Source organism: Vibrio sp. 2304 (genome assembly GCF_033339475.1).
GTDB classification, from domain to species: domain Bacteria; phylum Pseudomonadota; class Gammaproteobacteria; order Enterobacterales; family Vibrionaceae; genus Vibrio; species Vibrio alginolyticus.
The window spans coordinates 126,543-137,834 of sequence record NZ_JAWOUQ010000006.1 but is presented as its reverse complement, the minus strand read 5'-3'; the positions used below and the strand labels follow the sequence as shown (position 1 = coordinate 137,834).

At 46.1% G+C, this 11,292-nt stretch carries 13 protein-coding genes; 8 read left to right on the top strand and 5 right to left on the bottom strand.

The window, feature by feature from the left end; translation table 11 throughout:
- Positions 1–624: 624 nt before the first annotated feature.
- From hslU to priA, 5 genes are all read right to left on the bottom strand, one after another.
- Positions 625–1,956 carry an HslU--HslV peptidase ATPase subunit gene (hslU, locus tag R7P64_RS13825; protein ID WP_025768349.1) on the bottom strand — a complete coding sequence of 444 codons (1,332 nt, stop codon included), beginning with the start codon at positions 1,954–1,956 and terminating at the stop codon, positions 625–627.
- Positions 1,957–1,979: 23 nt separating this feature from the next.
- On the bottom strand, positions 1,980–2,531 hold the full coding sequence (hslV, locus tag R7P64_RS13820) for an ATP-dependent protease subunit HslV (protein WP_005383176.1): 552 nt from the start codon (positions 2,529–2,531) through the stop codon (positions 1,980–1,982).
- A 115-nt stretch (positions 2,532–2,646) separates the two neighbouring features.
- Positions 2,647–3,195 (bottom strand): cell division protein FtsN, encoded by a 549-nt coding sequence (gene ftsN, locus R7P64_RS13815; RefSeq protein WP_017820300.1) that lies wholly within the window; start codon positions 3,193–3,195, stop codon positions 2,647–2,649.
- 226 nt (positions 3,196–3,421) lie between these two features.
- Positions 3,422–4,450: a DNA-binding transcriptional regulator CytR gene (gene cytR / locus R7P64_RS13810; protein ID WP_254901949.1), complete on the bottom strand. Its 1,029-nt coding sequence runs from the start codon at positions 4,448–4,450 to the stop codon at positions 3,422–3,424.
- 303 nt (positions 4,451–4,753) lie between these two features.
- Positions 4,754–6,958, bottom strand: a complete 2,205-nt coding sequence (gene priA, locus R7P64_RS13805) for a primosomal protein N' (RefSeq protein WP_318070462.1) — start codon at positions 6,956–6,958, stop codon at positions 4,754–4,756.
- Between the two features lie 295 nt (positions 6,959–7,253).
- Here priA and rpmE point away from each other — a divergent pair, with 295 nt between their 5' ends.
- The 8 genes from rpmE (at position 7,254) to rplV (ending at position 11,288) form a co-directional block, all read left to right on the top strand.
- Positions 7,254–7,475, top strand: coding sequence for a 50S ribosomal protein L31 (gene rpmE, locus R7P64_RS13800; protein WP_005379546.1), 222 nt, complete (start codon positions 7,254–7,256; stop codon positions 7,473–7,475).
- 455 nt (positions 7,476–7,930) lie between these two features.
- On the top strand, positions 7,931–8,242 hold the full coding sequence (gene rpsJ, locus R7P64_RS13795; RefSeq protein WP_004410492.1) for a 30S ribosomal protein S10: 312 nt from the start codon (positions 7,931–7,933) through the stop codon (positions 8,240–8,242).
- A 14-nt stretch (positions 8,243–8,256) separates the two neighbouring features.
- On the top strand, positions 8,257–8,886 hold the full coding sequence (rplC, locus tag R7P64_RS13790; RefSeq protein ID WP_005379555.1) for a 50S ribosomal protein L3: 630 nt from the start codon (positions 8,257–8,259) through the stop codon (positions 8,884–8,886).
- A gap of 17 nt (positions 8,887–8,903) precedes the next feature.
- Entirely contained in the window at positions 8,904–9,506 is a 603-nt protein-coding gene (rplD, locus tag R7P64_RS13785; RefSeq protein ID WP_005379556.1) for a 50S ribosomal protein L4, read from the top strand.
- Positions 9,503–9,805: a 50S ribosomal protein L23 gene (gene rplW, locus R7P64_RS13780; RefSeq protein WP_004398471.1), complete on the top strand. Its 303-nt coding sequence runs from the start codon at positions 9,503–9,505 to the stop codon at positions 9,803–9,805. Before rplD ends, rplW begins: the two co-directional genes overlap by 4 nt.
- Positions 9,806–9,820: 15 nt before the next feature.
- Positions 9,821–10,645: a 50S ribosomal protein L2 gene (gene rplB, locus R7P64_RS13775; RefSeq protein ID WP_005383168.1), complete on the top strand. Its 825-nt coding sequence runs from the start codon at positions 9,821–9,823 to the stop codon at positions 10,643–10,645.
- A gap of 21 nt (positions 10,646–10,666) precedes the next feature.
- Complete coding sequence (rpsS, locus tag R7P64_RS13770) at positions 10,667–10,945, top strand: 30S ribosomal protein S19 (RefSeq protein WP_004394525.1); 279 nt, start codon at positions 10,667–10,669, stop codon at positions 10,943–10,945.
- Between the two features lie 10 nt (positions 10,946–10,955).
- Entirely contained in the window at positions 10,956–11,288 is a 333-nt protein-coding gene (rplV, locus tag R7P64_RS13765) for a 50S ribosomal protein L22 (RefSeq protein ID WP_005383164.1), read from the top strand.
- Positions 11,289–11,292: the final 4 nt, after the last annotated feature.

Genomic DNA, 11,292 nt, shown 5'->3' with positions numbered 1-11,292 from the left:
CTTAGTCTCGCTTGAGCTCGCTAGAATGACCAGGCCTTTTGATTTAGATGTTGTCTAAGTCACCGTCATTCTGAACAGCCAGGAACGAGGTGATTCAGAATCGATCATCCGATTGTGCAGTGGTTAAGGTGAGAGAGAAAGAATAGGCGTCTGCTGTTAGCAGATTCTTAGTCTCGCTTAAGCTCGCTAGAATGACGAGATCTTTTTGATCTAGATGTTTTCTAAGTCACCGTCATTCTGAACAGCGAGGAACGAGTGTGATTCAGAATCTATCATCCGATTGTGAAGTGTTACGGTGAGAGAGAAAGAATAGGCGTCTGCTGTTACTAGATTCTTAGTCTCGCTTGAGCTCACTAGAATGACGAGATCTTTTTGATTTAGGTGTTGTCACAGTAACCGTCATTCTGAACAGCGAGGAACGAGTGTGATTCAGAATCTATCGTCCGATTGTGCGGTGATTAAGGTGAGCGAGGAAGAGTAGGCGTCTGTTGTTACCAGATTCTTAGTCTCGCTTGAGCTCGCTAGAATGACGAGATCTTTTGATTTAGGTGTTGTCACAGTGGTCGTCATTCTATACAAAAAGCCCAGAAACAAGGTTCTGGGCTTTGGTGGGATAGATTGCGTTTAAAGAATAAAGCGGCTTAGATCTTCATCTTCAATTGTGTCGCCTAGGCGCGCTTTCACGTAAGCGGAATCAATAACGAATTTAGCGCCAGATTGCTCCGCTGCGTCGTAAGAGATTTCATCCATCAAGCGTTCCATTACGGTGTGTAAGCGACGAGCACCGATGTTTTCTGTGCTCTCGTTGACCGTCCATGCCGCTTCCGCGATTTGCGTGATACCATCTTCTGTGAACTCGATGTCCACATCTTCCGTTTTCATCAACGCAACGTACTGCTCTGTTAGAGAGGCTTTTGGTTCTGTCAGAATGCGTTTGAAGTCGTTGCTGCTTAGTGCTTCTAGCTCAACACGAATTGGTAGACGACCTTGCAATTCTGGGATCAAGTCAGATGGTTTTGCCACTTGGAATGCTCCAGATGCAACAAACAGAATGTGGTCTGTTTTTACCATGCCGTGCTTGGTTGATACCGTGCTGCCTTCAATTAATGGAAGTAGGTCGCGCTGAACACCTTCGCGTGAAACGTCTGGGCCTGAGCTCTCGCCACGTTTACAGATCTTGTCGATCTCATCGATAAATACGATGCCGTTGTTTTCAACGTTGAAAATCGCTGCTTCTTTCAGCTCTTCTTGGTTAACCAGTTTCGCCGCTTCTTCTTCCGCTAACGCTTTCATTGCGTCTTTGATTTTCAGCTTACGTTTTTTCTTAGTGTCGCCTGCCAGGTTTTGGAACATGCCTTGCAGCTGGTTAGTCATCTCTTCCATACCAGGAGGCGCCATGATCTCTACGCCCATTTGTGGTGCGGCTACGTCGATTTCAATTTCTTTATCGTCTAGTTGGCCTTCACGCAGTTTCTTACGGAAGATCTGGCGAGTGTGAGAAGACTCTTCCGTTTGCTCTGCTTGACCCCAGCTATCACGTGCTGGTGGCAGTAGCGCATCAAGAATGCGTTCTTCCGCTTGCTCTTCTGCGCGGAATTTCACTTTCTCCATCGCTTGTTGATGCGTCATTTTCACAGCAACATCTGTTAGGTCACGGATGATGGTTTCAACTTCTTTACCAACGTAACCCACTTCGGTGAATTTTGTCGCTTCAACTTTGATGAAAGGGGCATTTGCTAGTTTTGCAAGGCGTCGTGCGATTTCAGTCTTACCAACACCAGTAGGGCCAATCATCAAGATGTTTTTTGGTGTCACTTCGGCACGCAAGCTTTCTTCAAGCTGCATGCGGCGCCAGCGGTTACGAAGTGCAATCGCAACCGAACGCTTGGCTTTTTCTTGACCGATAATGTGGCGGTTCAATTCATGAACGATTTCGCGAGGCGTCATTTCAGACATATTCTTTCCTTACTTCGTTACGATTACGCGGTTGGTTTTTCAGGCTCTACTGTTGAGTCTAGCTCTTCTACCGTGTGGTGATGGTTCGTGAAGACACAAATATCACCCGCGATATTGAGAGCTTTTTCCGCGATCTCACGAGCATCTAGATCTGTGTTTTCTAGTAGGGCGGTTGCGGCAGCTTGTGCGTAAGCACCACCAGAGCCAATCGCAATCAGGTCGTGTTCTGGCTGTACGACATCACCATTACCGGTAATGATTAACGATGCGGTTTCGTCGGCAACGGCAAGTAAGGCTTCGAGCTTGCGCAGAGCACGATCGCTACGCCAGTCTTTGGCTAGCTCAACTGCCGCTTTGGTTAGGTGACCTTGGTGCATTTGCAGTTTGCTTTCGAAGCGCTCAAAAAGGGTGAAGGCATCCGCAGTACCGCCGGCAAAGCCCGCTAGTACTTGGTTGTTGTATAGGCGGCGAACTTTGCGCGCATTACCTTTCATTACGGTATTGCCTAGAGATACTTGGCCATCACCCGCGATGACGACTTTATTATTTCGACGTACAGATACAATGGTAGTCACAGTCGACCTCTTGATTATTTCTCTTTGGATTTAATTCAGTATATGGGGGAGGAGAAATGGGGATTCAAGGGGGCAAAAAGAAAGGCCCTAGGATCTTAGCTCCTAGGGCCTGAGTTTAAAGATTTTCTTTCCAAATCGCACACGGCTCGATTTTCGCGCGTTGCAGTTTATGACGGTCACGTTCTGCATCACGTTTGAACTTATACGGACCTAGCACCACGCGATACCATGAACTGCCTTCTTTCTTACGAATCTTGCTCGACATCCCTTGGAACGCGATTGCAAGCTTGCGCTCTTCCGCTTGTGCCTGGGTTTTGTACGCGCCACACTGCATGATGTAAGGAATTTTAGAAACTTCAATTTCTTTGGCCACAACTTCAACTTCACGTTTCGGTAGTGACTCAACATATTCCCATTTTTCTTCTGGTGGTGGCGGCAAGTCTTTTTTCGGCTTTGGTTTGCTTACAGTGGTTGTTGGCTGCTTCACGACTGGTTGTTTAGGTTCTGGGTCGCTACTCAAAAGGTAAAGACCATAGCCAAAACCGCCCACGAGCAAGATAGCGAGCAGGCCACTGCGCCAAGGTTTTTTTCTTCTCGGCGGCTGTTTTTTTGTCGACTTTTTTGGGGCGCCTCGCCCCCGTCTTACATAATCTCTATTTGCCACGGTTATTTCTGGTCATCAAGGATTCTTGCAAATATGTTAATCCAGAACGAGTTGAGAAAACACCCTATTGATAGAATCTTGATAGCTAAAGCGCGACAACGCCCGAGTGTAGGAGTGTGTTTCCGTTCTCACTTACATTTATTCAGGGATACACAAAAAGCAGGAGGGGTAAATAAAAAAAGCGGCGCCTTAGCACCGCTTTGGGGATGAATACCTAATCTTTAGGTTAAGGGCGCTGTGGTGGCGCTGCACTTCCACGAATGACGAGATTAGTTTCAAGCAGACGTGAGCCTGAATGCACGTCGTGGCCTTTTAACATCTCGAGCATCATTAGCATCGCTTGTCGACCAATCTCATAGCGAGGTTGAGAGATGGTGGTCAACGGTGGATCGCAGTACTGAGCGAAGTTAATGTCATCAAAGCCCACAACAGAGAGATCTTGCGGTACTCGTAAGCCAAGCTTTTTCGCTTCTTGAATTGCGCCGATGGCCATTGTGTCACAGTGACAGAAAATAGCCGTTGGTGGTTCTGGCAATTCGAGCAGTTTACGAACGGCTTTTGCTCCGCCATCAAAAGAGAACTCAGTAATGACACTATATTGCGGATCTTTATTGATGCCGGCACGGCGCAGGGCTTGTTGGTAGCCTTGCTGGCGGAATTGACACAATATTGCTGTATCTGGTCCAGAGATTTGAGCAATGCGTTTATGACCTAATTGGGTCAGGTAATTCACCGCTTCAAATGCTGAGGTCAGGTTATCAATATGTACTGTCGGAAGCTCGAGTTCAGGCGCAAATTCACACGCCATTACCATCGGAGGTAAGTTCTTTTGCTCTGGCTTACTGACATCGAATGGTAGATCTGTACCAAGCAGTAGCATTCCATCTGCCTGCTTAGTAAATACGAGGTTAACGAAAGAGCTTTCACGTTTCTTCTGTTGTCCGCTATCACCCAACAGGACTAGATAGCCATGTTCCATGGCTGCATCTTCAATACCGCGAATAATTTCAGAAAAATAAGGATCACAGATGTCGGGAACGATAGTAACAATGGTTTTTGATTCGTTTCTACGTAAGTTACGCGCTAATGAGTTTGGAGAATAACCCGCTTCAAGTACGGCATCTTCTACTCTCTTTCTTGTAGAAGAAGAGACTTTCTCTGGATTCATTAAGGCTCGAGATACCGTAGCCGTAGACACTCCCGCAAGCTGGGCAACATCCTTCATTGTCGCCATAGTTTTTAACCTCTCATTTATTTTTTGCCAAGATGACGTTATTCCGGTTTGAAATCAGAGTAATCAAACCGAGTTAGAGCTGTGTTTGCTCTTCGCTCAGTTCGTGTTAACGAGTGGGAAAATGGATTCTTCACCGCGATATCAATTTGTGGGAATAGTCATTGTTTTAATCTAAGCCTGTGCAAACAAGTCACTTTAGACTTTTCTAATTTGGATAGTCTATTCATTTCTAAAGTGAAAGTTACGGTCTGTTTAACAAAAATTGTAATCTTGGTGTGATCCTGGTCACATTAAATGGTAATTCATTACATAGTTAAACGTTTGCTAGCTGAGATCTTGTGGTTCTATGTCTAAATTCCAGCGCACTTTCTTAGCATTTGGCAACAACTCAATAGCAGGTTTGGCACTGGTTAATAACTTTTGCATCAATGAACGATGCTGAGTTTGCAGTAATAGTTGCCAACGGTATTTACCAGCCCGCTTGGCCAAAGGTGAAGGAGTAGGGCCTAACACCATGCAGGAATCATCGAACAGAGGGTGTGACTCTAACGTAAAGCGAACCTGACGCAGGAAGTCTTCAACTACCTCACTTTGGTTCGCCTCTGCTTTAAACAGAGTCAAGAAACTATAAGGCGGAAGCTGAGCCAATTTGCGTTCTTCCAGAGCAGTCATAGCAAAGTGGCGATAGTTTTTTTGAAGCAGGGCCTGCAGCAAGCTGTGCTCAGGATGGTGGGTTTGTAGGATAACCTCGCCAGGTTTACTTGCGCGGCCGGCACGACCTGCGACTTGAATAAACAACTGCGCTAGTCGCTCGGAAGCGCGGAAGTCACTACTATAGAGAGAGCCATCAACATCCAAAAGAGCAACGAGCGTTACATTTGGAAAATGGTGCCCCTTAGCCAGCATTTGGGTGCCAATCAGAATTTGATGTTCACCTTTACGAATCGATTCAAGGGCATCTTCCAAACTACCTTTGCGACGTGTGCTGTCTCTGTCGATGCGAATGGCGTTGTATTCTGGAAATAACTGAGCCAATTGTTGTTCGAGTTGTTCCGTTCCTACGCCGACGGTAACCAATTGGGTTGAACCACACCCCTGACATTGATGAATCACCGGTTGTTGTGAGCCGCAGTGATGGCAGCGTATTTCGTTGCTGTAATGGTGGAACGTATAGTACGCATCACAGCGTTTACATTCTGCAATCCAACCGCATTCATGGCACATCAAAGCGGGCGAAAAGCCTCGACGGTTAAGAAACAACATTACTTGATTGCCCGCTTTTAAATGCTTGCGCATCTCGGCAATCAGTTGGGCAGATAAGCCACTTTCTAAATACTGACCTTTTACATCTAACACTTTATTAGTGGTTGGCACGGCAGAGCCAGCTCGTTGGGTTAGTGTTAAATGGTGATATTTGCCTGACAAGGCATTGTGCAATGTCTCCAGTGCAGGTGTGGCTGAGCCCAGAACAATCGGAACTTGTTCTTTATGAGCGCGCATGACAGCAACATCGCGTGCATGATAACGCAAGCTATCTTGCTGTTTGTAAGAGGTGTCATGTTCCTCGTCCACAATGATAATCCCGAGATCAGCAAAAGGCGCGAGTAGGGCAGAGCGTGTGCCGATAATGATTCCGGCCGCTTTGTCGCGTGCAGAAAGCCACGCATTCAGACGCTCCGTCTCGTTTAACCCGGAGTGGATGACGTCAACTGGCACATTAAAACGGCGTTTAAAGCGGTTGATGGTTTGGGGCGTTAAGCCAATCTCTGGTACTAAAACCAAGGCTTGTTTCCCTTGCTCTAAAACTGGCTTGATAAGGTTGAGGTACACTTCTGTCTTACCTGAGCCCGTGACGCCTTCTAATAAATAGGAGGCAAAACCTGTTTGGCTATTTACACTCGCAATAGCCAGCGCTTGTTCGTGGTTGAGCTTTGGCTTTTCGACGTCGCATTCAACGTGCTGTCCCCACTGGGTGATTACAGGCTTCTTCTCGATACGTTCAATCCAGCCTTTCTCTTCTAAAGACTTTAGTACTGTTGAGGCTATCTCTTGGTCGACAAATTCCTGGTGAGGCAAAGCGCCGTTAACCAACATTTGCAAGACCTTTTGTTGTTTGACCGCTCGACGATCAAGCCCTTGCATCAGCTTGTCTTTACCGGATTCGGTAATTTGCCACTCTTGTAGCGTCGCAAAATCTGCAGGCTTTCCTTTACGTAGAGCTGCTGGCATCGCATTGTGTAGCGTATCTCCAAGTGGGTATTGGTAGAACTGGCTGCACCAAGTCAGCAACGAATAAAGCTTTTCAGACCATATCGGCTGAGAATCAAGAACTGCTTTGATTGGCTTGAGTTGATCTTTGGGAAAGTCCGAGTGATTAACCATCGCGGTGACGATGCCAACTAACGTTTGGCGTCCAAAAGGTACGGAAACGCGTCCACCAATGACCGGAAACAGGTGCCCCGGAATGGCGTAATCAAATTGTTTGTCGAGCGGAACGGGTAATGCCACTCTAGCAATGGTTGGACGCATAAATTCTTAGCTATTAAAAAGAGGGAAAGGAAATGAGAGTCTATTAAAATCGGTATGGAAATTCGAGTAAAGCTATATGATTCAGAGTGAATCGTGCTTCTATGATTAGTCTGGCTAAAAAAGTGGCGAAAAAGTTGCCAAATGTGTTGATCCGAGCAATGTGATTCTTTACTATATCGCGCCTTGAGATATGGCTTCGGCAATTAGTTGATGCGGTATCCCATTTTATTATTAATTGCGTGTGGTGTGCGGCTTAGATTCGTATAGCGACACGGCCTACTATTGAGGTTATCCCATGAAAGCTGGTATCCACCCAGAATACAAAGCAGTAAAAGCGACTTGTTCTTGCGGCAACTCTTTTGAGTTCAACTCTACTCTAGGTAAAGAGTCTATCCACCTAGACGTATGTGACAAGTGTCACCCATTCTACACTGGTAAGCAACGTATCGTTGATACAGGCGGCCGTGTTGATCGCTTCAACAAGCGTTTCGGTGCACTATCGAGCGGTAAGAAATAATAGCAGCCGCTATTACGATTACAGTTTAGAAAAGGACGCTTCGGCGTCCTTTTTGTTTAATGGCTACCAAGCGAAGAGGGATGTATGGGGTTTGGAATATTCCCGATTATTTTTCACTCAGCGCTTGCAACCTAAAGTGTGATCTGTATAATGCAGCGCACTGGTTAAGCCAGTTGTGAACCAATGAGCAGTGAGGAGCGAGCAAATCTAAGGATTTGCGAGGTAATGTATACTCAGCTTATGTTCGCGGTTAATACAATTAGCTATCTTTTCTTCGGAAAAACTATCCTCAAAGGTGACTTTGGCATATAGGGATAGTTAATCGAAAATTAACTGACAATGCGTCCTAATCTTGGATGCTACGGTTTCACATAAATCAATCGGCATTCTCTCGTCTTGACGAGTTTGAGTGGCGATATTGTTTGTGTAATTTATTAAATTTGGAGCTCTGTCTCATGCAGAACCAACGTATCCGTATCCGCCTAAAAGCTTTCGATTACAAACTAATCGATGCTTCTACAGCGGAAATCGTTGAAACAGCTAAGCGCACTGGCGCACAGGTTCGTGGTCCAATCCCACTGCCAACTCGTAAAGAGCGTTTCACAGTTCTTATCTCTCCACACGTTAACAAGAAAGCACGTGACCAGTACGAAATCCGTACTCACAAGCGTCTAATCGACATCGTTGAGCCAACAGACAAGACTGTTGATGCTCTAATGCGTCTAGACCTTGCTGCGGGCGTTGACGTTCAAATTAGCCTAGGTTAAGGGAGATTAGAAGTATGATTGGTCTAATCGGTCGTAAAGTGGGCATGACCCGCGTATTTACTGAAGAAGGCGTTTCTATCCCAGTAACAGTTGTTGAGGTTGAAGCTAACCGTGTTTCTCAAGTGAAAACTCTTGAAACTGACGGCTACGCAGCAATCCAGGTTACAGCTGGTTCTAAGAAAGCTAACCGTGTAAACAAAGCTGAAGCAGGTCACTTTGCTAAAGCTGGCGTTGAAGCTGGTCGCGGTCTTTGGGAATTCCGTTTAGAAAACGGCGAAGAGTTCGAAGTTGGTTCAGAACTAACTGTTGAACTATTCAACGAAACTAAGAAAGTAGACGTTACTGGTACATCTAAGGGTAAAGGTTTCCAAGGCGCTGTTAAGCGTTGGAACTTCCGTACTCAAGATATGACTCACGGTAACTCATTGTCTCACCGTGCTCCTGGTTCTATCGGTCAATGTCAGACTCCAGGTCGCGTATTTAAAGGCAAGAAAATGGCAGGTCACATGGGTGCTGAGCGTGTAACGACTCAAAACCTAGAGATCGTACGTGTTGACGCTGAGCGCAACCTGCTTCTTATTAAAGGTGCAGTCCCAGGCGCAACTGGCGGCAACGTGATCGTTAAACCAGCTGTTAAAGCATAACGTCTCAGGAGTAAGTAATGGAACTAATGGTTAAAGGTGCCGATGCACTAACTGTTTCCGAAACTACTTTCGGACGTGAGTTTAACGAAGCTCTTGTACACCAAGTAGTTGTTGCGTACGCAGCAGGTGCTCGTCAAGGTACTCGTGCTCAAAAAACACGTTCAGAAGTTTCTGGCGGTGGCGCTAAGCCATGGCGTCAAAAAGGTACTGGCCGTGCGCGTGCTGGTACAATCCGTAGCCCAATCTGGCGTACAGGTGGTGTTACTTTTGCTGCGAAACCACAAGATCACAGCCAAAAAGTAAACAAAAAAATGTACCGTGGTGCTATGAAGAGCATTCTTTCTGAGCTTGTTCGTCAAGAGCGTCTAATCGTTGTTGATAACTTCTCAGTTGAAGCACCAAAGACTAAAGAGCTAGTTGCTAAGCTTAAAGAGCTTGAGCTAACTGACGCTCTAATCGTGACTAGCGAAGTAGATGAGAATCTATTCCTAGCTGCTCGTAACCTATACAAAGTTGACGCACGTGATGTTGCTGGTATCGATCCAGTATCTCTAATCGCGTTTGACAAAGTTGTAATGACTGCAGAAGCAGTTAAGCAAGTAGAGGAAATGCTAGCATGATCACTGAAGAGCGTATCCTAAAAGTTCTACGTGCACCGCACATCTCTGAAAAAGCAACTATGGCAGCTGAGAAAGCGAACACTATCGTTTTCAAAGTAGCTAAAGATGCGACTAAAAAAGAGATCAAAGCAGCTGTAGAAAAGCTATTTGAAGTTGAAGTTAAGTCTGTAAATACTCTTATCACTAAGGGTAAGACCAAACGTCAAGGTCTACGCCAAGGTCGCCGCAGCGACGTTAAGAAAGCGTACGTTACTTTGAAAGAAGGTCAAGATCTTGACTTCGTTGGCGGCGCGGAATAACAGGAGTAGTTAAAAATGGCTATTGTTAAATGTAAGCCGACTTCCCCTGGTCGTCGTCACGTTGTTAAAGTTGTTAACGCTGACCTACACAAGGGCAAGCCATACGCACCTCTTCTAGAGAAAAACTCTAAGAACGGTGGTCGTAACAACAAGGGTCGTATCACAGTACGTCACATCGGCGGTGGTCACAAGCACCACTACCGTGTAGTTGACTTCAAACGTACTAAAGATGGTATTCCAGCGACAGTTGAGCGTCTTGAATACGATCCAAACCGTAGCGCAAACATTGCTCTAGTTCTTTACAAAGACGGTGAGCGTCGCTACATCCTAGCACCTAAAGGTGTTGTAGCTGGTGATGTTATTCAGTCTGGTGTTGATGCACCAATCAAAGCTGGTAACACTCTACCAATGCGTAATATCCCAGTAGGTTCAACAGTACATAACGTTGAACTTAAGCCTGGTAAAGGTGGTCAGCTAGCTCGTTCGGCTGGTGCTTACGCTCAAATCGTTGCTCGCGACGGTGCGTACGTAACTATCCGTCTACGTTCTGGCGAGATGCGCAAAGTTCTTTCTGAAGGCCGTGCAACAATCGGTGAAGTTGGTAACTCTGAGCACATGCTACGTGAACTTGGTAAAGCAGGTGCATCACGTCATCGCGGTATCCGTCCAACGGTTCGTGGTGTTGTAATGAACCCGATTGACCACCCACATGGTGGTGGTGAAGGCCGTACTTCTGGTGGTCGTCACCCAGTATCTCCTTGGGGTATGCCTACTAAAGGCTTCAAGACTCGTAAGAACAAACGCACTGACAAGTACATCGTACGTCGTCGTAACAAGTAATCTATATAAAGAGGAATCGCCATGCCACGTTCTCTCAAGAAAGGTCCTTTTATTGACCTACACTTGCTGAAGAAGGTAGAGAAAGCGGTGGAAAGCGGAGACAAAAAGCCTATTAAGACTTGGTCCCGTCGTTCAATGATCATCCCTACGATGATCGGTTTGACCATCGCTGTCCATAATGGTCGTCAGCACGTACCAGTATTTGTAACTGATGAAATGATCGGTCACAAACTGGGTGAATTCGCACCAACACGTACTTACCGCGGTCACGCTGCGGATAAGAAAGCTAAGAAGCGCTAAGGAGTAGATAATGGAAGCAATTGCTAAACATAACTTTGCTCGCATTTCGCCTCAGAAAGCTCGCTTAGTTGCGGATCTAATCCGTGGTAAATCTGTTGACCAAGCTCTAGAAATCCTAACGTTCAGCAACAAAAAAGCTGCTGCACTAGTTAAGAAAGTTCTAGAGTCTGCTATCGCTAACGCGGAGCACAACGAAGGTGCAGATATTGACGATCTGAATGTCGCAAAAATCTTTGTAGATGAAGGCCCAACCATGAAGCGTATTATGCCTCGTGCTAAAGGTCGTGCGGATCGTATCTTGAAGCGTTCAAGCCACATCACTGTTGTTGTAGCAGATCGCTAGAGAC

Excerpts from the sequence above, each read along its gene's own strand:
- hslU (WP_025768349.1), bottom strand. The coding sequence starts at position 1,956 with ATGTCTGAAATGACGCCTCGCGAAATCGTTCATGAATTGAACCGCCAC.
- priA (WP_318070462.1), bottom strand. The coding sequence starts at position 6,958 with ATGCGTCCAACCATTGCTAGAGTGGCATTACCCGTTCCGCTCGACAAA.
- rpmE (WP_005379546.1), top strand. The coding sequence starts at position 7,254 with ATGAAAGCTGGTATCCACCCAGAATACAAAGCAGTAAAAGCGACTTGT.
- rpsJ (WP_004410492.1), top strand. The coding sequence starts at position 7,931 with ATGCAGAACCAACGTATCCGTATCCGCCTAAAAGCTTTCGATTACAAA.
- rplC (WP_005379555.1), top strand. The coding sequence starts at position 8,257 with ATGATTGGTCTAATCGGTCGTAAAGTGGGCATGACCCGCGTATTTACT.
- rplD (WP_005379556.1), top strand. The coding sequence starts at position 8,904 with ATGGAACTAATGGTTAAAGGTGCCGATGCACTAACTGTTTCCGAAACT.
- rplW (WP_004398471.1), top strand. The coding sequence starts at position 9,503 with ATGATCACTGAAGAGCGTATCCTAAAAGTTCTACGTGCACCGCACATC.
- rplB (WP_005383168.1), top strand. The coding sequence starts at position 9,821 with ATGGCTATTGTTAAATGTAAGCCGACTTCCCCTGGTCGTCGTCACGTT.
- rpsS (WP_004394525.1), top strand. The coding sequence starts at position 10,667 with ATGCCACGTTCTCTCAAGAAAGGTCCTTTTATTGACCTACACTTGCTG.
- rplV (WP_005383164.1), top strand. The coding sequence starts at position 10,956 with ATGGAAGCAATTGCTAAACATAACTTTGCTCGCATTTCGCCTCAGAAA.